Below are 21,760 nucleotides of genomic sequence, written 5' to 3'. Positions count from 1 at the left end.
CATGACGGTGTCCGGCCCGGGTCTGAGCGCGGCCCCGGCGGCCGAGTCCGGTGCCGAGCCGGTCGAGCCCGCCGCCGCCCGCCCACGGTCGTGGGGCCCCGGCCCCGCGTGGCGTGCGCTGCGCCGCCGGTGGCGTCGGTCCCTGCGGCTGCGCACGGCGGTGCTCGCGGCCCTGCTCTCGATCCTCGCGGGCCTCGTGGTCGCCGCGTTCCTCACGCAGCAGATCACCCAGGCCCTCTTCGAGGCCCGCTACGAGCAGGTCCAGTCCGAGGCACGCCGTGGCCTGAGCCAGGTGCGCGAGACGTTCGCGCAGACCACCGCCACGGACGCGCAGAGCACGGACGTGCTGGTGACCCAGACCCTGCGCGCCCTCGAAGGCGACTCCGGCACGACGATCCGCCGCCGCTACCACCTCGCCCCGCTGCCGGACTCCGAGTCCGCGTACGTGGGGACGATCTCCTCCGCCGGGCTCGATCCCGCAGTGATCCCCCAGGAGCTGCAGGACGCGGTCGCCTCCGGGCCGGGCGTGTACGACGCGAGCGTGGCGCTGCCGAACCCCGGCGGTGGCACCCGGCCCGGCCTCGTGTTCGGCGCCCAGATGGTGCTGCCCCCGGGTGCCAACTACGGGCTCTACCTCGTCTACGACCTCGCGGACGTCCAGAGCTCGCTCGACTCGGTGCTCAGGGTGCTGCTGGTGTTCGGCGTCGGCTTCCTGGTGATCAACGTGCTGGTCTCGTGGTGGGTCTCGCGGCGTGTGACCCTGCCCGTGCAGCAGGCGGCCCGGGCGGCCGAGTCCCTCTCGAGCGGCAACCTGGCCGTGCGGATGCCGGTCGACGGTGAGGACGAGATGGCCCGCCTGGGCATGTCCTTCAACCGGATGGCGGACAGCATCCAGGACCAGATCGGCCAGCTCGCCCAGCTGTCCCAGATGCAGCAGCGGTTCGTCTCGGACGTCTCCCATGAGCTGCGCACGCCGCTGACGACCGTGCGGATGGCGGCCGACGTGCTGCACGGCTCACGCGAGGACTTCGACCCGGTCAGCCGACGCTCGACCGAGCTGCTCTACCACCAGGTGGACCGCTTCCAGGCCATGCTCGCGGACCTGCTGGAGATCACCCGGTTCGACGCCGGCGCCGCCACCCCGGCCCTCGAGGCCACGGACATGCTCGAGCTGGCCCGCGACGTCGTGCTCACCTCTCAGCCGCTGGCCGATCAGATCGGCGTGCCCGTGTACATGGTGCCCATGGACCGGGACCGCGCCGACGGCCACGTCGCCTGGGTCGACCCGCGGCGGATCGAACGGATCCTGCGCAACCTGGTGAACAACGCGATCGAGCACGCCGAGGGCCGGCCGGTGGACGTGCTCGTGGCGGCCGACGAGGGGGCCGTCACGTTCGCCGTCGTGGACCACGGCATCGGCATGAGCCCCGAGCAGGTGCAGCGCGTGTTCGACCGGTTCTGGCGCGCCGACCCCTCACGCAAGCGCACCACCGGCGGGTCCGGACTGGGTCTGGCGATCGCCACCGAGGACACCCGGCTGCACGGCGGTCGGCTCGAGGCGTGGGGCGAGCTGGGGGAGGGGTCCACCTTCATGGTGACCCTGCCGCGGGCGCCGCGCCCGGCCACGCAGGGCGCCGAGGCCCCCGAGCCGATCGGCCGCTCCGTGCTGCCCATTCCGCCCCGCTACAGCACGGCGGACCGCCGGTACGCCGATGACCTGTCCCGGCCCGTCCCGCAGGAGGCGGACGCCGACGCCGTCGGCACGGTCGCGGACGTCGCCGCGGCGGCCGCGGCCGCCCCGCCGTCCGCGCGCCAGACCGAGCAGGCCCTGACCGCACCGACCCGGCCGGTGCGCGTGGTCCCTGCGGAGGATCCCGCCCACGGGTCGGCCCCCGGGGACCCGACCGGCGACGACCCGGCCGAGGAGGCCCGATGACCACCGTGGATCCGCAGCCGCCCCGCCCGCCGCGGGTCGCCGTCGTCGGCGTGATCGTCGCCCTGATGCTCGCCCTCAGCGGCTGCACCCAGATCCCCCAGAGCTCCGAGGTGCGCAGCGCCGACCCGGTCGACGGGGCCACCGCAGACGCCGACGCGCCGCAGTTCCATCCGCCGGGACCGGCCGAGTCGGACACGGCGGAGGAGGCCATCCGGGGCTTCCTGCTCGCGGGCACGAGCCCGCAGGACGACTACGCGGTGGCGCGCCAGTTCCTCGACGGGCCCGCGGCCACCCAGTGGACGCCCGGGCAGCGCACCCTCGTGTACTCGGCGGAGCCGCGCATCACCCGGGGCGACGGCGCCGGGGACTACCAGATCCAGGTCGAGGTCGACTCGGAGATCGACGAGTACGGCCTGCGGACCATCGCGCCGCCGGGGACCACGCAGGCCTGGGCGGTCACGGTGCAGGAACGGCCGCAGGGCATGCGGATCACGTCCACGGAGAACGGCACGCTGCTCTCCCAGGCGCAGTTCGGACAGCTGTTCGCCCCGCACGAGCTCGCCTTCTACGACACCGCGAAGCGCTACGTCGTGCCGGACGTGCGGTGGTTCGTCAATCGGGGCACCACCGTGACCGCGGTGACGCGAGCGCTGCTGCGCGGGCCGGCACCGTATCTGGCCGGGGCGGTGGACACGGCCTTCCCGCTGCGCACCGGCACCGACCTGGCCGCACCCACGGTGCCCGTCGACGACGACGGCGTGGCCCACGTCGACCTCACCCAGGCGGCCGCCGAGGGGGCCGACGCCGACCGGCGGCACCGCATGCGGGAGCAGCTGGAGCTGACCCTGACGGGCCTCCAATCGGTCAAGGAGGTCGAGGTGACCGTCGCCGGCGCCCAGCTGTCCACGTCGGGAGACGACGGCCCCGCCCCGGTCCAGACCGACCCCGCCGTCGGCTCAGTCCAGGTGGGCATCGACACGGCGACGGGCGGACTCGTGTACGTGCAGGGGACCAGCGTCACGCCGGTGGGCGGCGCCCCGGACGTCACCGCGCTCGATCCGGTCCGCCCGACCATGTCCGGCGACCGCAGCCGCTTCGCGTTCGTCACCCGTGACCGGACGGCGGTCCACGTCGCCGGCACGGACGGCTCCCTGCGGGAGGTGCTGCGCGGCACCGGGCTCACCGTCCCGTCGCTGGACCTCCTGGGCTGGGTGTGGGCGGCCGACCGGGGCACGACCTCGCGGATCCGCGCCGTCTCGGCCCAGCCCGGCGGGCAGGAGCGCATCGTGACGGCCACCTGGCTGCGCCCCGGCGAGCGGATCGTCGACCTGCGGTTGGCCCGGAGCGGGGCCCGGGCCGCGATGCTCGTCGACGACGGCCAGCGGACCACCCTGCGCGTGTCCGGCGTCGTGCGCGGTTCGGACGGGGTGCCGAACGCCCTGACCGAGCCGATCCTGCTGCCCTCCTCCGGGTCGGAGGACTCGGTGGAGTGGGCCGGCGACACGAACCTGCTCGTCTCGGCGTACGCCGCGAAGCCCGACGAGCGCGTGGTGCCGCGGATCGTCTCGGTCGATGGCACCGTCCGGGAGCTCAACCCACTGGGCGGCCTGCGGGGGATCTCCGCCGGCGACGACGGCGCCTATTACGCGGAGACGGAGGAGTTCGTGTTCCTGCTGGTGGGCTCCTCGTGGCGGGCGCAGGAGCTCGACCGCGGGGTACGCGACCTCTCGTTCCCGGACTGAGCCGGGCCGGCGCCGGGCGCCCATCGTCCATTCCTGCACAGCCGCCCCGTCCCGCACAGTGGCCCGCCCCGGCGCCCGGACGGCGGTGGCGTGCGGTGGACTCATCGCCATGCATTCCCCGCCGTCCTCCCCGTCCCCGGCGTTCGGCGCCCTCGGTCGGGCCCTGGCCGACCTGGTCCTGCCCGCCGAGTGCGCGGTGTGCGCGGCGCCGGGCCACCGGCTCTGCCCGGCCTGCGCGGAGGGACTGACCGCCGCCCTGTCCCGGCCCTTCCGGGCGGAACAGGACGCCCCGGCCCTGCCCGTGGGCCCCGGCGGCGCTCCCCTGCCGGTGATGGCGGCCGGCCGCTACGCAGACCCGCTGGCGGCCGCCGTGCTCGCGTTCAAGGACCATCACGCGCTGCACCTGCGCGGCGTGCTGGGCGAGGCCCTCTGCCGGACCGTCGCCGCGGCGCGCCTCGAGCCGGACCTGCCCGGGGCACCGCACGCCCTGCTCGTTCCGGTCCCGGGCGGCGCGGTCGGATTCCGACGGCGCGGCTACGACCCGCTCGCCGAGCTCACCCGGGCGCTGCCGGCGCCGTGGCTGGTCTCCGACGCCGTCCGCGCTCGGCTGCTGCCCCGCGCGAGCACACTCCGGGGCGGCGGCCCGTCCCATGCGGGCACCGGGGCGGGCCAGCGCCGCCGGCGGGCCCGGGACTGGCGCGTCCTCGCCGCACGGCTGCCGGCCGGCGCGCCCGTCCTGCTCGTGGACGACGTCCTCACCACCGGCGCCACCCTCGCCGCGCTCGCGGAGGCGGTGCGCCGCGCCGGCGGGCACCCCGTCGGGGCCGTCGTGCTCGCGGCGGTGGCCCCGCCGCGGGACCCCGCCGAGCCTGGCCCCCGGCCAGGCCCCCGGGTAGGGTGAACGGCACGGAATCGCCCCTACGGTTCCCGTCCTGCCGACGGCTGGAAGGAGGTCGCCCCCTCGGACCCGACGCCCCCCTGCGGACGCGACACCGAGGCGCACCTCCCCTCCCGAGGCCGGACCCGTGAGAGTCGGACCAGGAGGACGCCATGACCATGGATGTCAGCTACATCGCCCGCAACATCAGCCTCTCGGAGAGCTTCCGCGACCACGTCGTCGAGCGCACCGAGCGCCTCCAGCGGCTCGCCGAGGGCGCCGACACGCTCGAGGTCCGCGTGACGAAGGAATCCCACCACAAGCACTCAGACGAGGCGGTCCGCGTGGAACTGACGGTCCGCGGCCCGCGGGACGTCGTGCGGGCTGAGGCCGCCGCGGACGACGAGCTGGCAGCCTTCGACAAAGCCGCCGCCCGACTGACCGAGCGCCTGCGGCGCCTGCGCGACCGGCGCAAGGACCGTCGCCGCGGCAAGCTCGGCGCCTCCCGCGGCGCGGGCGAGGTCGGCTTCGTGCCACCGCTGCCGCCGTCGGGCGCCGCGCTGGCCGCGGAGGACGCCTCCGCGCAGGACGCCCCCGAGGCGGGCACCCCGGTGCGCATCCGGCAGAAGGCGTTCCCCGCGACCCCCATGAGCGTGGACGACGCCGTGGACGCGATGGAGCTGGTCGGCCACGACTTCTACCTCTTCCAGAACGCCGAGACCGGCGTGCCCTCCGTCGTCTACCGCCGCCGAGGCTGGAGCTACGGCGTGATCCGCCTGGACGAGTCCCTCCCTCAGGATCACGTCTCCGCCTCCGAGGGGGAGCAGGCATACCAGACGCGGGAGGACTGACCGCCCCGCCGACGTCGACCACGACCTGCTGACGCCGCGACGCCCCTCCCCTCCGGGACGGGCGCCGCGGCCCGTCCGGACTCGGCCCGTACACTGTCCCGGAGACCGCGCCACGGCCGCGCGCGAGGGGCATCCCGTCCCGCCCCGGCCACACCGCAAGGGAGCAGAGAACCAGTGCCTTCGATCATCGACCGCGTCCTGAAGATCTCGGACAACCGCGTCCTCAAGCGCATGCAGGCCACGGTGGACGCCGTGAACCTCCTCGAGGACGACTTCCGGGCGCTCAGCGACGCGGAGCTGCGTGCCGAGACGGACACGCTCCGGGCCCGGCATGCGGACGGCGAGTCGTTGGACCTGCTCCTGCCGGAGGCCTTCGCCGCGGTCCGCGAGGCCGCGGGACGCACGCTCGGCCAGCGGCACTACGACGTCCAGCTGCTCGGCGGCATCGCGCTGCACCAGGGCAACATCGCGGAGATGAAGACCGGCGAGGGCAAGACCCTCGTGGCCACCGCTCCGGCCTACCTCAACGCGCTGTCCGGCAGGGGCGTGCACGTGGTGACGGTCAACGACTTCCTCGCCTCCTACCAGGCCGACCTCATGGGCCGCGTGTTCCGCTTCCTCGGCATGCAGACGGGCGTCATCGTGGCGGGCCAGACCCCGGCCGTACGGCGCGAGCAGTACGCCGCGGACATCACCTACGGCACGAACAACGAGTTCGGCTTCGACTTCCTCCGCGACAACATGGCCTGGTCCCTCGACGAGCTCGTGCAGCGTGAGCACCACTACGCGATCGTCGACGAGGTGGACTCGATCCTCATCGACGAGGCCCGCACCCCGCTGATCATCTCCGGCCCCGCCCAGGGCGAGGCCAACCGGTGGTACGGCGAGTTCGCCCGGCTGGTGCGCCGCCTCGAGGCGAACACGGACTACGAGGTGGACCACAAGAAGCGCACCGTCGGCATCCTCGGCCCCGGCATCGAGAAGGTCGAGGACCACCTCGGCATCACGAACCTGTACGAGACGCAGAACACCACGCTCATCCAGTTCCTGAACAACGCGGTCAAGGCCAAGGAGCTGTTCAAGCGGGACAAGGACTACGTGGTCCTCGACGGCGAGGTGCAGATCGTCGACGAGCACACGGGCCGCGTGCTCAAGGGACGCCGCTACAACGAGGGGCTCCACCAGGCCATCGAGGCCAAGGAGGGCGTGGAGGTCAAGCCCGAGAACCAGACGCTGGCCACGGTGACCCTGCAGAACTACTTCCGCGGCTACGAGAAGCTCGCCGGCATGACGGGCACCGCCGAGACGGAGGCCGCCGAGTTCACGTCGACCTACGGCCTCGGCGTCGTCGTGATCCCGCCGAACCGGGAGCCACAGCGTGTGGACCGCAACGACGTGGTGTACAAGAACGAGAAGGTCAAGTTCGACGCCGTCGTCGACGACATCGCCGAGCGGCACGCGAAGGGCCAGCCGGTCCTGGTGGGCACCACCTCCGTGGAGAAGTCCGAGTACCTCTCCACGCTGCTGGCCAAGCGCGGCATCCGCCACGAGGTCCTGAACGCGAAGAACCACGCCCGCGAGGCCGCCATCGTGGCGCAGGCGGGCCGCCCGGGCGCCGTCACCGTGGCCACCAACATGGCCGGCCGCGGCACCGACATCATGCTCGGCGGCAACGCCGAGTTCACGGCGGTGGCCCGCATGCAGGAACTGGGCCTCGACGCCGCCGAGGACCCGGAGGCGTACGAGGCCCGCTGGCCCGAGGTGCTGGCGGAGGCCGAGGCCGCCGTGGAGGACGCGCACCGCGCGGTCATCGAGGCCGGCGGCCTGTACGTGGTGGGCACCGAGCGCCACGACTCGCGCCGCATCGACAACCAGCTGCGCGGTCGTTCCGGCCGTCAGGGCGACCCGGGCGAGTCCCGGTTCTACCTCTCCCTCACGGACGAGCTCATGCGCAACTTCAACCCGGGCGTGGCCCAGCGGATCATGAACAGCCCGTCGATCCCGGACGACATGGCGCTCGAGTTCGGCTTCGTCTCGAAGGCGATCCAGAACGCGCAGGCGCAGGTCGAGGGGCGCAACGCCGAGCAGCGCAAGAACGTGCTCAAGTACGACGACGTGATGAACCGCCAGCGCGAGGCCATCTACACGGACCGCCGTTCCATCCTCGAGGGGGAGGACCTGCAGGACCGGGTGCGCCGCTTCGTGGAGGACGCCGTCGGGAACATCGTGGACGCGGCCACCGAGGAGGGCCACGCCACCGACTGGGACCTCGACCAGCTGTGGCGGGACCTGGCAGAGCTCTACCCCGTGGGCATCTCGCAGGAGGACGTCCTCGACGAGGTCGGCGGCCGGGGCCGGCTCAAGGCCGAGGTCCTCAAGCGCGAACTCGTCTCCGATGCGCTCCTGGCGTACGAGGACCGGGAGGCGCAGGTGGGGTCCGAGGCGCTGCGGGAGGCGGAGCGTCGCGTGGTGCTCGCCACCATCGGGCGCCGCTGGCAGGAGCATCTCTACGAGATGGACTACCTCAAGGAGGGCATCGGGCTGCGCGCGATGGCCCAGCGCGAGCCCCTCGTGGAGTACCAGCGCGAGGGCTACACGATGTTCCAGAACATGCTCGCCGCCATCCGCGAGGACGCCGTGCGCACGCTGTTCCAGGCGCAGATCAGTGCGGCCCCCGCGCCGACGTCGCTGCCCGGCGTCCAGGACGCCCGCGCCGTGACGATGGCCCCGCAGATCTCCGTGGAGGGCATCGACGCCCCGCAGCAGCCGGCGCAGCTGCGTTTCACCGGTCCGTCCGAGGACGGGCAGAGCGCGGTCACCCGCAGCGGCACGGACTCCGGCGCCACGGTCGCGGCGGGCACGAACCGCCGCTCCCGCCGTCAGGCGGAGCGCCGCGGCCGCCGCGGCTGACCGGCATCCCGCCACGACGCAGGACGAGGGCCCGCAGACCTCCAGGTCTCCGGGCCCTCGATCGTCGGTCCGACGGGACGATCCGGCTCAGCCGATCTCGACCGACGTCACCTTCCACCGGCTGAGCCGCCGCTCGAGTCGGAGCGCGAAGGCCCGGGCCCGGCCCTCCCACAGCACCGTCGCGCTGGCCTCCACCCGGCCGGGCGCGACCTCGCACACGCGGGCACCCACCGGGCGGGGTGCGGACGCGGGCGTCCGGGGCGGGACGGCCGCGGAGGGCCGTCGACCGGGCCCGGTCGGCGCGACGGCGCCCAGCAGCTCCATGCGACGGGTCAACTTGTCCAGGACCTCGGGCGAGAGCCAGGCGGAGAGGTCCCGCAGGGCACGGCGGCCCGTCTCGACCTCGACGCAGGCGACGGCGATCACGGCGGCGAGCGAGCGGACGCGGCGCAGCTCCTCGCGCCCCTGTTCGGTGCGGGCCCGCCGGGCGATCTCCTCACCGCGGGGCAGGACTGCGGGGCTGTGGGCGGGCCCGTGGAGGAGGGTGTCGGCGGTGCGCCGGTCGGAAGCGGCGCGGGGGCGGGTGGCGAGGGTGGTCATGGCGGTCTCCTGAGGACGAGGCGAAGCGGGGGAGTGCAGGGTCGTGGATGTCATGGCCGTGGTCCGTCCACGCCGGCGTGCGGGGTGAACACGGGGGAGGTCAGCACGGTGCCGGGCAGCAGCAGGTGCGGGTCGTCGCCGATCACCCGTCGGTTGGCCTCGTACCAGCGGCGCCAGCGGGCGTCGATCTCTCGGGGGGTCGCGTCCGGGCCGAGCTCGGCGGCGGCGAGGTGCCACAGGCAGTCGCCGCGCCGGACGGTGACGGTCGGGTGGTCCGGATCCGCACGGCCGGTGCCGGCGCCCGGTGGGGCCGGCGCCGGGGGCCGGGGCGTCCACGCGGCGTCCGGCGCCGGGGCCTCGACGCCGGTGGCGTGCGCAGGCACCGCAGCCACGGTCCAGGAGGCGTCCGGCACGGGATGAGCCGCGTCCGCCCACGCGGCCGGTGCCGCGAGCAGCTGGGCACCGACGACGGCGCCTGCCACGCGTCCGAGCAGGGCGGGAGTGAGGCTCCGGCCCAGGCGGGCCCAGGCCGGCCGACCCGCGCGGCGCCCCAGCGCGACGAGCGCCAGCCCGATCAGGCCCACCGCCCACCATGCGAGCAGTCCGAGCCCGGCGAGACCGGCACCGAGGCCCAGCACGCGGGTCAGTTCCGCCCCGGGCGCGCTGGTGCCCGTCTGCAGCAGCGCCGCGGCACAGGCGAGCAGACCGGGACCGGCCAGAAGCAGGACGGTGAGGCCGACGGCGTCCGCCGCGTCGACCGGACGGGTCGGGGCCGGGCCGGCCGGTGATGTCGAGCGCTCCATGGATTCCCCTCCTGTGCGTCCGTCCGGCCGGGATCCCGCGATCAGGCCGGTGATGATGATCACAGTGAACTGCACGGGCCGATAGGTGTCAAGAGTGATGTTTGATGATGTTTGATGACGACCGATGTCCGGCGCTGAGCCTCCTATGCTGAGCGCATGCGGTGGAACGGACTCTTCGACGACCTGGAGGCGCACTGGGCCGACCTCGGCTGGCAGGAGACGGTGGCCGAGGCCGCGGAGCTGACCCGAGCGGAGTGGATGGCGCTGTCCCTGGCCGACCGCCTGCGCGGAGCTCGAGGGCGGCAGGTCCGGCTGCACCTGGCCTGGGGCGAGGTCGTGGACGGCGTGGTGCACACGGTGGGCCAGGGCTGGGTCGGCGTGCACGTCGACGGCTCGGGGTCGGCGATCGTCGCGGTGGACTGCGTGGCGGCCGTGGAGGCCGACCTGACCCGGGCCGCGGTCGCGCCCGAGCTCGCCGCGGCCGGCTGGGGGACGGTGCTGCGCGGCATCGCGCGGACGCGCCAGCCGGTGGCGGTGACGGGGCGCCTCGGCGCGGCACTGGCAGAGGGCACCGTGGACCGGGTCGGCGGCGACCACCTCGACATCGCCCGCCACCCGCGGGACGAGGCCCGGCGGGCCGCCGCCGTCCGCGGGCGGCTCGTCATCCCGTTCGGGGCGCTGGGGACGGTCCGGACCGCGCTGCGCCCCGCCTGAGCAGACCGTGTGGGCTCAGCGGGCCTGCGCGTCCGCCTCGGTCCACTCCCGGACGCGGGCGCGCGTCACTTCCTTCTGACGCTCCACGTAGTCCTCGAGCCAGGACACCTCGATGCGCCACTGACCGCGGCCCCCGACCTGGATGGCCTGCAGCTCACCCGAGCGGACCAGGGCACGGGCGGCCTGACCGGAGATGTTCAGGGTCTCCGCCACGTCGGTCAGGGTGAGAAAGCGCTGCACGGTGCTCCTTCGGTCGAGGCGTCCAGGACGGTCGCGGGCGGCCCACGACGTCGACCCATTCAACCCCGGGAACACCCGGAGGCGACACTTTTCCACAGCGTACGCGGCGGATCCGGCGATCCACGGCCCCTGTGGTTACTCTGGGCGCAGCGCGGAGGGGCCGACACCGACGGGGTGCCGGGGCCGCGGCGGCCCGAGAGGCCGGTCCGAAGGGGGGAACATCCGGTGTCCACGACCATGTCCGCGTCCGCCGAGGGCGGCCGTCTGCGCCGGCCCCGCTGGCGGGATCCCCGGCTCCTCGTCGGTCTCATGCTCGTCCTCGCCTCGATCGCCGGCGTCGTGGCGCTGGTCGCCTCCTCCCAGCGGACCGCCGCGTACTGGACGGCTGCGGAGGACCTGCCCCCGGGCACACCCATCGCGGCCGGGGACCTGCGGCCCGTGGAGGTGAACCTCAGCGAGGCCGGCGAGCGGTACCTCAGCGCCGATGCTCCGGCGCCCGAGGGGCGGATGGTCTCCGGGACGGTCCGGGCCGGCGAGCTGCTGCCGGCGGCGGCACTGGTGGACGCGGACCCGGACGGCCGTCGTCCCGTCGGGGTGGCCCTGGACGAGCCGCTGCCGTCCGGCGTGGGCGTGGGAGACCGCGTGGACGTCTGGGTGGCCATGCCCGCGGAGGGAGGCCGCGGCCATGCGGACCCGGCCCGGCTGGCCGAGGCGCTCGAGATCTCCGAGGTCACGGCGGAGCAGAACGGCTTCGGCGGCTCGGGCACCACCCGGGTACAGCTGCTGGCACCGGAGGAGACCCTGCCGCGCATCGTGGACGCGAAGGTCAAGGACGCGCGGGTCACCCTCGTGCCGGCCCACGGGGTGCGCTGACCGTGCGCATCGCCCTGGCCACCACCGTCCAGCCGGGCCTGGACCACATCGGCCCGCTCGAGCGGCACCAGACGGACATCACGGTCCTCCGCCGGGCCGAGGACCTCGCCGAGCTGCTCGCGATCGCCCGCTCCGGTCTCGTGGACGCGGTCCTCGTAGCCGGGGACACCGAGTCCCTCACCGCCGCCTTCCTGGAGGAGACGGCCCGGCTGCCCCGACCCGTGGGCGTGGCGGCGCTCAGCGAGGTTCGCACCGAGCGCCGTCGCCTCCGCAGCATGGGGGTGCCCTGCGTGCGCGCCGACGCCGACCCCGAGCAGATCGCGGCCGTCGTCGTGGAGTCCGCGAGCGCCGCCGCGGAGGGCCGCCGGCCGGAGACCTCGCACGGGGAGGACGCCGACCACGCCCGGGATCACGCCGAGGACCTCGACGACCTGCCGATCACCCTGGAGACGCTCGGCGCGGACGAGGTGCCCGGCCTCACGGACCCCTGGCGCGACGCCGACGAGCCCGACGACGCCGGGCCGGGCGCCGCCCCCGCCGCGGCCACCCCCGACGACGGCCCCGCCACCGCGGACGAGGGAGCCGACCCCGCACCCTCTCCGGAGGAGGGCGAACCGACCGCACCCGCGCGGGAGTCCCTGGTGACCGTGGTGTGGGGTCCCACCGGCGCCCCGGGACGCACCACCGTCGCCGTGAACCTCGCCGCCGAGCACGCCGTGGCCGGCCGGAACACGCTGCTGGTCGACCTGGACACGTACGGCCCCGCCGTCGGTGTGCACCTGGGGCTGACGGAGGAGTCGGCCGGCGTGGCGCGGGCCGTACGGCGGGCCGACCACGGCCGACTGGGCGCCGCCGACCTGGCGGCCGCGGGCGTCCGCGTCCGCGTCGCCGGCGCGGACCTGACGGTTCTGACGGGACTCACCCGCGTGGACCGGTGGCCCGAGCTGCGCCCCGCCGCCGTCACCGCGCTGATCGCGGCCGCCAGGGAACACTGGGACCGCGTGGTCGTCGACGTCGGGTTCGGTCTCGAACAGGACGAGGAGCTGTCCTTCGACGTGCCCGCCCCACAGCGCAACGGTGCGACCCTGGCGGCGCTCGCCGCGGCCGACGAGGTCATCGCGGTCGGCGGGCCGGACGCCGTCGCGCTGCCCCGCCTGGTCCGCGCGGTCGAGGAGCTGGCGGAGGCGGCCCCGGCGGCACGGCTGCGCGTCGTGGTCAACCGGCTCCGGCCCGCCGCCGCCGGCGTCGCCCCGCGCGGGCAGGTCGAGGCCGTCTGGAACCGCTACGCCTCGCCGGCCACGCCCCTGGAGGCGTTCCTGCCGTGGGACCCGGCCGCCGCGGACCCCGCGCTGCTCGCCGGCCAGGTGCTCGCCGAGGCCGCTCCGAACAGCCCGCTGCGTCGCGCCCTCGCCACGCTGGCCGGTGTCCCCGCCCGCCCCGCCCGCCGCAGACGGCACCGCGCACGGCCCTCGCAGACCATCGCCGCCGTGTCGTCCGACGCCGCCCGCGACGCCACGGACCCGGGCCGCCCGGCACGTCGCCGTACCCTGATCCCATGGTCAGTTCGCTCGCGCAGGACCCCCTGACGTCGCACCCGGACATCGGAGACGAGGACCGCGCCTGGCTGCAGCGGCTCGTGGGGGACTGGCAGCTCGTGGCAGACCTGGCGCTCGCGGACCTCGTGCTCTGGTGCCCCGTGCCCCGCCGCGACGAGGCCGGAGGGTTCGTCGCGCTCGCCCAGGTCCGGCCCTTCACCGCTCCCACCCTCTTCCACCGCGACATCGTGGGCTCGCGCGCCCGCGCGGACCTGCGGGCCGTCGTCGGGCAGACGTGGCATGGCGGGGAGCGGGCCGAGGGGGCCGGCCCCGTCGAGGCCCCGGGCGGCACGCTGCAGGTGCGTCTGTGGCCGGTGGTCCGCGCCGGGAGGGTCATCGCGGTCGTCTCCGCGCACGCGGACCCGAACGGCCGGCCGGCGCGCTCGGTGATCGAGGAGAACTACAGCCGGACGGCCAGCACCCTGCTGGACATGATGCAGCACGGCCGCTGGCCGGCGCCCGAGGAGCCCTCCGGCCTCTGGGCGGGCGGCACGCCGCGGGTGGGGGACGGCCTCGTCGTGCTCGGGCCGGACTCGGTCGCCGAGTTCACCAGTCCCAACGCGGTCTCCGCCCTGCGCCGGCTGGGCATCGCCTCGACCCTCGAGGGGCACCGGCTCACCGACGTCCTGGCCAGCACCGACGCCGCCCGCGTTCCCACCGACGAGGGGACGTGGGCCGTGCTCACCGGGCTGCGTGCCGGACGGCGGGAGGTGCAGTCCGGCGGGGTGTCGCTGACGGTGCGCTCCGTCCCCCTCCTCGGTCCGGACGGCTGGCAGGGGGCGCTGCTGCTGCTGCGCGACGTGACCGAGCTGCGCCGCCAGGAGCAGCGTCTGCTCACCAAGGACGCGACCATCCGCGAGATCCACCACCGCGTCAAGAACAACCTGCAGACCGTGGGATCGCTGCTGCGCATGCAGGCGCGGCGCACGTCCTCGCCCGAGGCGGAGCGTGCGCTGCGTCAGGCGATGCAGCGCGTGGACACGATCGCCCTCGTCCACCAGACGCTGAGCGAGGAGATCGAGGACCAGGTCCCCGTGGACGGTCTGCTGCAGCGGCAGTTCCGCCTGGCCGTCGAGGTGGCCGGGGACGGGCGGCCGCTGCAGGTCGCGGTCACGGGCGAGTTCGGTGAACTGCCCTCCCACGTGACCACGCCGCTGGCGCTGGTGCTCAATGAGCTGGCGGCCAACGCCGTCGAGCACGGCACGGCGCCGGGCGGTGGCTGCGTGGGCCTGCACGCCGACCGCGAGTCGACCCCCGCAGGAACGGTGCTGGTCGTGTCCGTGACGGACAGCGGCCCCGCCGCCCCCGACGGATGGGTGCCGGGGGAGTCCCCCCGCGCGGGCGAGGGATCGGGGCTCGGCCTGCGCATCGTGCACTCGCTCGTGGAGGGGGACCTGCGCGGCACCCTGCGCTGGGAGCGGTCCGACGACGGCGGCACGCGCGTCGTGCTGCGACTGCCCCTGACGTGAACCCGGCCGGGCATGACGACGGCCCCGTCGACGAGGTCGACGGGGCCGGTGGTCCGGGTGGGTCAGGAGGCGCGGCGGGCGCGCGCCGCGCGGCGCTTCATGGCGCGCCGCTCGTCCTCGCTCATGCCGCCCCAGACGCCCGAGTCCTGGCCGGACTCCATGGCCCACTTCAGGCACGTGTCCACGACCTCACACGAACGGCACACCGCCTTGGCCTCCTCGATCTGCAGGAGGGCGGGGCCGGTGTTGCCCACGGGGAAGAACAGCTCCGGGTCCTTGTCCAGGCACGCTGCTTTACTGCGCCAATCCATCGGTCCGCTCACTTTCTGTCGGAAGAGCCGGAGCCCGCGGGCGCCGGTGGTCACGGCCTCCGCCGGCGGCGGGCGCGGGGGCCTGCGCGGACGACGCGCGGCACGACCGATACGGAGGGCGACCCTGGTCATTGCAACGGGGACCGCTTTCGTACGAACGCGGCCCCCGGAAATCTTTCGCGTGCCATCCTCGCACGGCCCTCACGAGTGAACAAGAGGTGAATGAGGTGCATCACCGCACCTCCCAGTGAGTCCTTGGTCACACCCATGCCCGGGGCGGCGCGTCGCCGCGGACCTGGCCCGCGCACCGCCCGGCGTACGGTGGGGGACACGTCCGTCCCCGCAGCCGTCCCGCAGGAGAGGCCCCATGGCACAGTCCCGCCGCCCCGACCCCGTCGCCCCGTCCGAGTCGTCGGGCGCCGACGCGACGACGGTCCCGCCCCGCCCCGGCCGGGGCCTGCCGGTGGCCGTCCTCGTGGTCGCCGCGGCGCTCGTGCTCGAGGCGGGCGCGCTCCTCTGGCTCGCCGTGGACGCGGTGGTGCATGCGGCGGACGGGGTGCTCCCGGCCGGCGCCCGCGTGATGCTGGTCGTCATCTACGCGCTGCTCACCCTGTGGATCCTTGCGACCGCCGTCGCCCTGCTGCGCGGTCGGGCGTGGAGCCGCGGCGCCGCCGTCGCGATCCAGCTCTTCGGTGTGCTCCTGTCCTCGTGGCTCTTCAGCGTGGACGCCGCCGCTCTGGGTGGGCCGCTGCTCGCGGTCTCCGGCGTCGCGCTGCTCACCCTCTTCACGACGCCGGTCACCCGGCATCTCACCCCCGCCCCGGAGGCCTCGACGGACGCCTGAGCCCGGCTCCGACGACGACGGCGCGCCCCCGGTCGGGGGCGCGCCGTCGTCGTCATCGGGGGGCGTGGTCAGTTCACCGGGCCGGTGAACTTCTCGCCGGGGCCCTTGCCCGGGGCGTCCGGGAACGGGGAGGCCTCACGGAACGCCAGCTGCAGCGAGCGCAGGCCGTCGCGCAGCGGGCCGGCGTGCTGGCTGCCGATCTCGGGGGCCGCGGCCGTGACCAGCCCGGCGAGGGCCGTGATGAGCTTGCGGGCCTCGTCGAGATCGATGAGCTCGCGGGCGTCGGGGGAGTCGGCCAGGCCGCACTTGACGGCGGCGGCGGTCATCAGGTGCACGGCGGTGGTCGTGATGACCTCGACGGCGGGGACCTCGTGGATGTCGCGGATCTCGGCGGGGGCGTCCATGGGGGTGGCGTCCTGGGCCTGACGTTCGTCTGTCATGGTGGTAAGCTTCCCATAGACCACTCGTGGTCCGCGCAAGACCTCGTCATCCGGTGACCCCGGGGCGGGCATGCACGGGCCAGGAGCAGCAAAGTGGAGGCCTCTCTCCCACCCGCGTCAGCAGGATGTCCGGTTCGCCCCGGGCCGAGTTGCCGGGTCGCCGGTCGGGACCGCCGCGTCGTGGCGCGCAGCCCGCACCGAGGGTCCCGTCCGACGGGATCGTGTCGAGGCCTCCGTCTGCGTCCGCGCAGGGGAGGCCTTCCTCGTTTCCGAGGGCCCCTCCGGTGGGCGCGGGGTCACCCGTCGTCTCACACAGAGGAGTACCACCATCAGCGATCCCCGCATCAACGAGCGTATCCGCGTTCCGGAAGTCCGCCTGGTCGGCCCGAACGGCGAACAGGTCGGCATCGTCCGCGTCGAGGACGCCCTCCGGCTCGCCGCCGAGGCGGACCTGGATCTCGTGGAGGTGGCCCCCACGGCCAAGCCTCCGGTGTGCAAGCTGATGGATTTCGGCAAGTACAAGTACGAGGCCGCGGTGAAGGCCCGTGAGTCGCGCAAGAACCAGGTGAACACGGTCCTCAAGGAGGTCCGCTTCCGCCTGAAGATCGACAAGCACGACTACGAGACCAAGACCGGCCACGCCAAGAAGTTCCTGAGCCAGGGCGACAAGGTCAAGGCCATCATCCAGTTCCGCGGCCGTGAGCAGCAGCGTCCCGAACTCGGCATCAAGCTGCTGCAGCAGTTCGCCGAGGACGTCGCCGAGCTGGGCACCGTCGAATCGCAGCCGCGCCAGGACGGCCGCAACATGGTGATGGTGGTCGGCCCGCTGCGCACCAAGGCCGATGCGCGGGCGGACCAGCGCAAGAACTCGGCCGAGAGCCACCGCGAGCGTCAGGGCGGCGGTTCGCGTCGCGACCAGGCCGCCCGCGAGGCCAAGGAGCGCGCCGCGCAGAAGGCGGCGTCCGACTCCGCCCCGGTGCGGAATTCGGTCGGGGATGCGTTCCCCGAGCAGCTGAAGGCCATGGCCGCCCGGACGCAGGAGAACGCCTCCGCGGCCCCGGCCGAGACGACGCAGGCGCCGAAGACCCCGGCCCCGGCGGCTCCCCGCCCGGCCGCGGCCGCCCCGGCTGCGAAGCCGGCCTCCAGCGCCACGCCCGCATCGGCCCCGAAGCCGGCCGCGACGCCGAAGCCGCAGTCCTCGGCTGCGCCGGCTGCCACGCCGAAGCCGCGGTCCGCCGCCAAGCCGGCCGCGCCGTCGTCGGCTCCGAAGCCGGCGGCCAAGCCGATGCCGGCCCCGCCCAAGCCCGCCGCCCCCCGCGGCGGTGCCCCCAAGTCCGGTCCTCGGGCCTGACCCCCCGGGGTCGCCACAGACCAGCCCGGTCCGGACGGACCGGGGTGACCAGCACTGCCGTGCGCGCCGCGCACGGCAGCGATGAGTGAAGGAGAACGGCAGCCATGCCGAAGATGAAGACCCACAGCGGTGCCAAGAAGCGCTTCCGCGTGACCGGCTCCGGCAAGATCATGCGCCAGCAGGCGAACCGCCGCCACTACCTGGAGCACAAGTCCTCGCGCCTGACCCGCCGTCTCAAGGGCGACCAGCTCGTCTCCAAGGGCAGCATCAAGCAGATCAAGCGGATGCTCGGCATCTGACACCCCCCCCGGCCTCGCCGGAACCCCTTCCTCCTCGGCCGTGACGCGCCAGTGCGCGCCCCGGGGACCACACAGATTGGAGTACGCACGTGGCACGTGTGAAGCGGGCAGTGAACGCCCACAAGAAGCGTCGGACCATGCTGGAGCGCGCCTCCGGCTACCGCGGCCAGCGGTCTCGCCTGTACCGCAAGGCGAAGGAGCAGATGCTCCACTCGTTCACCTACAACTACCAGCATCGCCACAAGCGCAAGGGTGACTTCCGTCGCCTGTGGATCACCCGCATCAACGCGGCCGCCCGCGCCAACGGCATGACCTACAACCGCTTCATGCAGGGCCTCAAGCTGGCCGGCGTCGAGGTGGACCGCCGCATGCTCGCCGAGATCGCCGTCTCGGACGCCGCGACCTTCGCCGTGCTGGTGCAGACCGCCCGCGAGGCCCTGCCCGCGGACGTCAACGCCCCCGCCGCCTCCCGCTGAGCCGGCCCCGGGACCCCCGGGTCCCCGCCACGTGTCAGACGTGGACACCGCCGCCGACGGGGCGGGCCCTCCGATGAGGAGGCCCGCCCCGTCGGCGTCTGCGCACCCGCGCCCCGCCGAACCCGACCAGGAGAGCCCATGACCCCGCCCGCCGAGCCGCTGACCCACCCCCGCGCCGAGCGCGTCCGCGCCGTCGCCGCCCTGGCCGGCCGGCCCGCGCGACGCCGGACCGGCACGTTCCTGGTGGAGGGCCCGCAGGCGTGCCGCGAGGCGCTGCGCGCGCACCTGGGGGAGGGGCCGGCGGGCGCGGCGCGGCAGTGGCCGGCCGGTCGCGTCCTCACCCAGGTCTACGTCTCCGCCGGGCTCGCCGACCGGGACTCGGAGCTGGCGGCCCTCGTGGAGCGGGTGGCCGCCGACGGGCCCGACGGCGGCGAGCGGGTGTTCGTGCGGGAGGCCTCGGACGAGGTCCTGACGGCCATGGCGGACGCGGTGACGGGCCAGGGCGTCGTGGCCGTGGCCCGCGTCCCGGATCAGCCCGCCCTGGAGGACGCGTTCGACGGTGCGGCGCTGGCGGCCGTGCTGTGCCGCGTGCAGGACCCGGGCAACGCGGGGACGGTGCTGCGCGCGGCGGACGCCGCGGGCGCGGACGCGGTGGTGCTCACCGCCGGATCGGTGGACCCGTTCAATCCGAAGGTGGTCCGCTCCACCGCCGGGTCCCTGTTCCACCTGCCCGTGCTCGCGGGGGTGCAGGCGGAGGACGTGGCGGTGACTGCCCGGGCGGCGGGTCTACAGGTGTGGGCCGCCGACGGCCACGGGTCCGATCGACTGGACGCCCTGTCCCCGGCGTCGCTGGGGGCGCGCACCGCCTGGCTGTTCGGCAATGAGGCCCAGGGCCTGGACGAGGCGGAGCTGGCCCTGGCGGAGCGCCGGGTGGCCGTGCCCCTCTACGGCGCCGCGGAGTCCCTGAACGTGGGCACGGCGGCCACGGTGTGCCTCTACGCCTCGGCGATGGCCTCGCCGACCACGCGGGACTGAACGCACACGCCAGAAGGGGCGGGGATCCGTGAGGATCCCCGCCCCTTCTGGGGTCGACCCGGCGGGTGCCGGGTCAGCCGATGTCAGCTCAGACGCGGGTGCCGCGGCGGCTGGTGATGGCCTGCCAGATGAAGGCCACGATGACGCCGCCGATCACAGACCAGATGAGCGTCTGCCAGCTGAACGCGTCGCCGAGCCCTTCCCCGCCGAGCAGGGTGGAGATCCAGCCACCGAGAACGGCACCCAGGAGGCCCGTGATGAGGGCACCCAGCCAGCCGGAGCCCTGTCGCCCCGGAAGAATCAGGCGAGCGATGGCACCGGCGATGAGGCCGATAATGATCCAAGCGATGATGGTGAACATGCTGATGTTCCTTTCGAGTTGCGGATGATGACGTACGGAAAGGAACTTAGCAAAGCCGATTCCACCTGTGCCACCTCTGACGGCCCGCTACCCCTCGATCGCGAGGTCAGCCGCCCGTGGACCGAGCGCGCCGCACGCGATTCACACGGTGGCGGCGGAGGGGCCGTCGTGCGGGACGGCGCCGACGGCGGGGGTGCGTCGGACCAGCAGGAGCGCGAGGACGAGGCCGCCGAGGGCAATGGCGGCACCGATGAGCGGCGGGGTCCTCAGGGAGGCTCCGGCGCCGATCGCGGCCGCGCCGACCCAGGCCCCCATGGCGTTGGCCATGTTCAGTGCGGAGTGGTTCAGGGAGCCCGCCAACTGCGGCGCGGTGGGGGCGGAGTCCACCAGCAGCACCTGCAGGGACGGGGCGATCCCGGAGCCGCTGACGGCCACCAGGAAGAGGAAGACCACCATCACGGGCGCCCACTGCGCGGTCAGGCCGACGCCCAGAAGGAAGACGGCGCTGAGTGCGAAGCTCAGACGCAGCGTGCGCACCGGGTCGCGGTCCGTGAGGGCGCCGCCGACGAGCGTGCCGACGACCATGCCCACCCCGTAGAGGGCCAGGACGGCGGGCACCCACCGCTCATCGAGGCCGGACACCGTGGTCAGCAGGGGGGCGATGTAGGTGTAGAGGGCGAACATGCCGGCGAAGCCGAGGACGCCGACGGCCACCGTGGCCCACAGGCGCCCGGACGCCAGGCCGCGCAGCTCGCGGCGCACGGACGCCCCCTCGGGCGCCGGGACCGGCGGCACGAGCCATGCGGTGGCGGCCACGCACAGGGCCGCGCACGTCGCCACGATGACGAACATCCAGCGCCAGCCCGCGCTCTGGCCCAGGGCGGTGGCGGCCGGGACGCCGAGCACGTTGGCCACCGACAGGCCCGCCATCACCCATGCGACGGCCTGGCCACGGCGGGCGGGCCCGGCCAGGTCCGCGGCGGCCAGGGCGGCCGCCGAGAAGTAGGCCCCGTGGGGCAGGCCGCAGATGAAGCGGGCGGCCATCATGGTGGCCGCGTCCGGGGCGAGGAACGCGGCCACGTGTCCCACGACGAACAGCAGCATCAGCACGATGCTCGTGACCCGCCGGTCGACGCGGGCGAAGGACGCGGCCAGCAGGGGAGCGCCGATCACGACGCCCAGCGCGTACATGGAGATGAGCACGCCGCCGGCCTCGAGACCGATGCCGAGGTCGGCCACCGCCTGCGGCAGCAGGCCCATCATCGCGAACTCCGTGGTGCCGATCGCGAAGCTGCCCAGGGCCAGCGCGAGGATGGCCGGCAGCAGACGCACGCGGCGGCCGCCCAGCAACGCGCCCGGGCCCGGCGGCACGGTCGGCGGAACGGACGGGTCTGGGCGCGTCGGACGCGGGGCGCGGGGGGAACGGTCGTGGGCGCCGTCGGCGGCGGGAGTGGGGGTGGGCACCGACCCAGCCTACGGACTCCGGTCTGCGGGGGCGGGGGCCTCGCTAGCCTGGGCTCATGACCTCCGCCACACCCGCTCGCCCCGCGCCCGCTGCCAGCCCGACGACGTCGCCCCGGGACGGTGCGCGACCGCGGCTGGTCGTGGGGCTCGCGCTGCTCGACGATGTGGCCGCGCCGACCCGCCTGCTGGCGGCCCGTCGCAGCGCGCCTGCCCCGCTGCGGGGGCTCTGGGAGTTCCCCGGGGGCAAGGTCGAGCCGGGGGAGGGCGTCCAGGAGGCGCTGCTGCGGGAGTGCCGGGAGGAGCTCGGGGTCGCCGTGCGGCTCGGCCCCGAGGTGGCGGCGCCGGAGCCGGACGGGTGGGAGCTGGCCAACGGCGCCCGGATGCGGGTGTTCTGGGGCGTCCTGGCGGAGGAGGGGACGACACCCCGAGCCCTCCAGGACCACGACCTGCTGGCGTGGCTGCCGCTCGCCGGGCCGGGCGTGCGGCACCTGGACTGGATCCCGGCGGACCGGCCGATCGTGGCCGAGGTGCTCCGTGGCGCCGCCACGGCGTTCTCCGCGGGGCGCTGA

The 21,760-nt window shown here is 74.7% G+C and carries 22 protein-coding genes; 15 read left to right on the top strand and 7 right to left on the bottom strand.

Features of this window, described 5'->3' with window-relative positions:
- Position 1 precedes the first annotated feature (1 nt).
- The 5 genes from mtrB to secA all read left to right on the top strand — a co-directional run bounded on the left by mtrB (position 2) and on the right by secA (position 8,316).
- Positions 2–1,936, top strand: coding sequence for an MtrAB system histidine kinase MtrB (gene mtrB / locus AC0VX0_RS07435; protein WP_049147332.1), 1,935 nt, complete (start codon positions 2–4; stop codon positions 1,934–1,936).
- On the top strand, positions 1,933–3,678 hold the full coding sequence (locus AC0VX0_RS07430; protein ID WP_049147329.1) for an LpqB family beta-propeller domain-containing protein: 1,746 nt from the start codon (positions 1,933–1,935) through the stop codon (positions 3,676–3,678). Before mtrB ends, AC0VX0_RS07430 begins: the two co-directional genes overlap by 4 nt.
- A 109-nt stretch (positions 3,679–3,787) precedes the next feature.
- On the top strand, positions 3,788–4,579 hold the full coding sequence (locus AC0VX0_RS07425; protein ID WP_049147327.1) for a ComF family protein: 792 nt from the start codon (positions 3,788–3,790) through the stop codon (positions 4,577–4,579).
- A gap of 149 nt (positions 4,580–4,728) precedes the next feature.
- Positions 4,729–5,406, top strand: coding sequence for a ribosome hibernation-promoting factor, HPF/YfiA family (hpf, locus tag AC0VX0_RS07420; RefSeq protein ID WP_036316002.1), 678 nt, complete (start codon positions 4,729–4,731; stop codon positions 5,404–5,406).
- 174 nt (positions 5,407–5,580) lie between these two features.
- The gene (secA, locus tag AC0VX0_RS07415) at positions 5,581–8,316 is read left to right on the top strand and encodes a preprotein translocase subunit SecA (protein WP_049147323.1); all 2,736 of its coding nucleotides are present in this window, start codon (positions 5,581–5,583) and stop codon (positions 8,314–8,316) included.
- Positions 8,317–8,403: 87 nt separating this feature from the next.
- Here the strand turns inward: secA and AC0VX0_RS07410 are convergent, their stop codons facing one another.
- Entirely contained in the window at positions 8,404–8,916 is a 513-nt protein-coding gene (locus tag AC0VX0_RS07410; protein WP_049147321.1) for an Rv3235 family protein, read from the bottom strand.
- 50 nt (positions 8,917–8,966) lie between these two features.
- The gene (locus AC0VX0_RS07405) at positions 8,967–9,719 is read right to left on the bottom strand and encodes a LysM peptidoglycan-binding domain-containing protein (RefSeq protein WP_044659782.1); all 753 of its coding nucleotides are present in this window, start codon (positions 9,717–9,719) and stop codon (positions 8,967–8,969) included.
- Positions 9,720–9,875: 156 nt separating this feature from the next.
- On the opposite strand from AC0VX0_RS07405, the gene AC0VX0_RS07400 reads away from it, so the two are divergent.
- Positions 9,876–10,433, top strand: a complete 558-nt coding sequence (locus tag AC0VX0_RS07400) for a hypothetical protein (RefSeq protein ID WP_049147319.1) — start codon at positions 9,876–9,878, stop codon at positions 10,431–10,433.
- Positions 10,434–10,448: 15 nt separating this feature from the next.
- Here AC0VX0_RS07400 and AC0VX0_RS07395 read toward each other — a convergent pair whose 3' ends face one another.
- Positions 10,449–10,673: a helix-turn-helix domain-containing protein gene (locus tag AC0VX0_RS07395; RefSeq protein WP_049147317.1), complete on the bottom strand. Its 225-nt coding sequence runs from the start codon at positions 10,671–10,673 to the stop codon at positions 10,449–10,451.
- Positions 10,674–10,898: 225 nt separating this feature from the next.
- Here AC0VX0_RS07395 and AC0VX0_RS07390 point away from each other — a divergent pair, with 225 nt between their 5' ends.
- Genes AC0VX0_RS07390 through AC0VX0_RS07380 form a run of 3 tightly spaced genes read left to right on the top strand, consistent with a single transcriptional unit; the run spans position 10,899 to position 14,610 of the window.
- Positions 10,899–11,546: an SAF domain-containing protein gene (locus AC0VX0_RS07390; RefSeq protein WP_113914377.1), complete on the top strand. Its 648-nt coding sequence runs from the start codon at positions 10,899–10,901 to the stop codon at positions 11,544–11,546.
- A gap of 2 nt (positions 11,547–11,548) precedes the next feature.
- The gene (locus AC0VX0_RS07385) at positions 11,549–13,132 is read left to right on the top strand and encodes a tyrosine-protein kinase family protein (RefSeq protein WP_049145978.1); all 1,584 of its coding nucleotides are present in this window, start codon (positions 11,549–11,551) and stop codon (positions 13,130–13,132) included.
- On the top strand, positions 13,102–14,610 hold the full coding sequence (locus tag AC0VX0_RS07380; RefSeq protein ID WP_049145975.1) for a sensor histidine kinase: 1,509 nt from the start codon (positions 13,102–13,104) through the stop codon (positions 14,608–14,610). Before AC0VX0_RS07385 ends, AC0VX0_RS07380 begins: the two co-directional genes overlap by 31 nt.
- A gap of 62 nt (positions 14,611–14,672) precedes the next feature.
- On the opposite strand, the gene AC0VX0_RS07375 is transcribed toward AC0VX0_RS07380, so the two are convergent.
- The gene (locus AC0VX0_RS07375; protein ID WP_002854852.1) at positions 14,673–14,921 is read right to left on the bottom strand and encodes a WhiB family transcriptional regulator; all 249 of its coding nucleotides are present in this window, start codon (positions 14,919–14,921) and stop codon (positions 14,673–14,675) included.
- A 367-nt stretch (positions 14,922–15,288) separates the two neighbouring features.
- Between AC0VX0_RS07375 and AC0VX0_RS07370 the strand changes: the two genes are divergently transcribed.
- Positions 15,289–15,765: a hypothetical protein gene (locus tag AC0VX0_RS07370; RefSeq protein ID WP_041105247.1), complete on the top strand. Its 477-nt coding sequence runs from the start codon at positions 15,289–15,291 to the stop codon at positions 15,763–15,765.
- A gap of 68 nt (positions 15,766–15,833) precedes the next feature.
- Here AC0VX0_RS07370 and AC0VX0_RS07365 read toward each other — a convergent pair whose 3' ends face one another.
- Complete coding sequence (locus AC0VX0_RS07365) at positions 15,834–16,205, bottom strand: DUF1844 domain-containing protein (protein ID WP_036313345.1); 372 nt, start codon at positions 16,203–16,205, stop codon at positions 15,834–15,836.
- 328 nt (positions 16,206–16,533) lie between these two features.
- Here AC0VX0_RS07365 and infC point away from each other — a divergent pair, with 328 nt between their 5' ends.
- From infC to AC0VX0_RS07345, 4 genes are all read left to right on the top strand, one after another.
- Entirely contained in the window at positions 16,534–17,556 is a 1,023-nt protein-coding gene (gene infC, locus AC0VX0_RS07360) for a translation initiation factor IF-3 (protein WP_144818756.1), read from the top strand.
- Between the two features lie 104 nt (positions 17,557–17,660).
- Positions 17,661–17,855, top strand: a complete 195-nt coding sequence (gene rpmI / locus AC0VX0_RS07355; RefSeq protein ID WP_002853699.1) for a 50S ribosomal protein L35 — start codon at positions 17,661–17,663, stop codon at positions 17,853–17,855.
- 89 nt (positions 17,856–17,944) lie between these two features.
- Positions 17,945–18,331, top strand: a complete 387-nt coding sequence (gene rplT / locus AC0VX0_RS07350) for a 50S ribosomal protein L20 (RefSeq protein WP_036315634.1) — start codon at positions 17,945–17,947, stop codon at positions 18,329–18,331.
- A 138-nt stretch (positions 18,332–18,469) separates the two neighbouring features.
- Positions 18,470–19,366: a TrmH family RNA methyltransferase gene (locus tag AC0VX0_RS07345; protein ID WP_036315636.1), complete on the top strand. Its 897-nt coding sequence runs from the start codon at positions 18,470–18,472 to the stop codon at positions 19,364–19,366.
- 88 nt (positions 19,367–19,454) lie between these two features.
- Here AC0VX0_RS07345 and AC0VX0_RS07340 read toward each other — a convergent pair whose 3' ends face one another.
- Together AC0VX0_RS07340 and AC0VX0_RS07335 are read right to left on the bottom strand one after the other, a co-directional pair.
- Entirely contained in the window at positions 19,455–19,727 is a 273-nt protein-coding gene (locus AC0VX0_RS07340) for a GlsB/YeaQ/YmgE family stress response membrane protein (RefSeq protein ID WP_036315639.1), read from the bottom strand.
- 141 nt (positions 19,728–19,868) lie between these two features.
- Entirely contained in the window at positions 19,869–21,191 is a 1,323-nt protein-coding gene (locus AC0VX0_RS07335; RefSeq protein WP_145951469.1) for an MFS transporter, read from the bottom strand.
- A gap of 56 nt (positions 21,192–21,247) precedes the next feature.
- Here AC0VX0_RS07335 and AC0VX0_RS07330 point away from each other — a divergent pair, with 56 nt between their 5' ends.
- Entirely contained in the window at positions 21,248–21,760 is a 513-nt protein-coding gene (locus AC0VX0_RS07330) for a (deoxy)nucleoside triphosphate pyrophosphohydrolase (RefSeq protein ID WP_036315642.1), read from the top strand.

The sequence above is a fragment of the Micrococcus sp. iso_26 genome, assembly GCF_056172975.1.
The sequence above is the reverse complement of the archived record's forward strand: the minus strand, read 5'-3'. Positions and strand labels throughout refer to the sequence as shown.

What these genes read in the sequence shown, in the direction of transcription:
- AC0VX0_RS07375 (WP_002854852.1), bottom strand. Translation starts at nt 14,921, where the DNA reads ATGGATTGGCGCAGTAAAGCAGCGTGCCTGGACAAGGACCCGGAGCTG.
- AC0VX0_RS07430 (WP_049147329.1), top strand. Translation starts at nt 1,933, where the DNA reads ATGACCACCGTGGATCCGCAGCCGCCCCGCCCGCCGCGGGTCGCCGTC.
- AC0VX0_RS07345 (WP_036315636.1), top strand. Translation starts at nt 18,470, where the DNA reads ATGACCCCGCCCGCCGAGCCGCTGACCCACCCCCGCGCCGAGCGCGTC.
- AC0VX0_RS07425 (WP_049147327.1), top strand. Translation starts at nt 3,788, where the DNA reads ATGCATTCCCCGCCGTCCTCCCCGTCCCCGGCGTTCGGCGCCCTCGGT.
- AC0VX0_RS07340 (WP_036315639.1), bottom strand. Translation starts at nt 19,727, where the DNA reads ATGTTCACCATCATCGCTTGGATCATTATCGGCCTCATCGCCGGTGCC.
- AC0VX0_RS07365 (WP_036313345.1), bottom strand. Translation starts at nt 16,205, where the DNA reads ATGACAGACGAACGTCAGGCCCAGGACGCCACCCCCATGGACGCCCCC.
- AC0VX0_RS07400 (WP_049147319.1), top strand. Translation starts at nt 9,876, where the DNA reads ATGCGGTGGAACGGACTCTTCGACGACCTGGAGGCGCACTGGGCCGAC.
- AC0VX0_RS07370 (WP_041105247.1), top strand. Translation starts at nt 15,289, where the DNA reads ATGGCACAGTCCCGCCGCCCCGACCCCGTCGCCCCGTCCGAGTCGTCG.
- AC0VX0_RS07330 (WP_036315642.1), top strand. Translation starts at nt 21,248, where the DNA reads ATGACCTCCGCCACACCCGCTCGCCCCGCGCCCGCTGCCAGCCCGACG.
- rpmI (WP_002853699.1), top strand. Translation starts at nt 17,661, where the DNA reads ATGCCGAAGATGAAGACCCACAGCGGTGCCAAGAAGCGCTTCCGCGTG.
- hpf (WP_036316002.1), top strand. Translation starts at nt 4,729, where the DNA reads ATGACCATGGATGTCAGCTACATCGCCCGCAACATCAGCCTCTCGGAG.
- AC0VX0_RS07410 (WP_049147321.1), bottom strand. Translation starts at nt 8,916, where the DNA reads ATGACCACCCTCGCCACCCGCCCCCGCGCCGCTTCCGACCGGCGCACC.
- AC0VX0_RS07380 (WP_049145975.1), top strand. Translation starts at nt 13,102, where the DNA reads ATGGTCAGTTCGCTCGCGCAGGACCCCCTGACGTCGCACCCGGACATC.
- AC0VX0_RS07405 (WP_044659782.1), bottom strand. Translation starts at nt 9,719, where the DNA reads ATGGAGCGCTCGACATCACCGGCCGGCCCGGCCCCGACCCGTCCGGTC.
- mtrB (WP_049147332.1), top strand. Translation starts at nt 2, where the DNA reads ATGACGGTGTCCGGCCCGGGTCTGAGCGCGGCCCCGGCGGCCGAGTCC.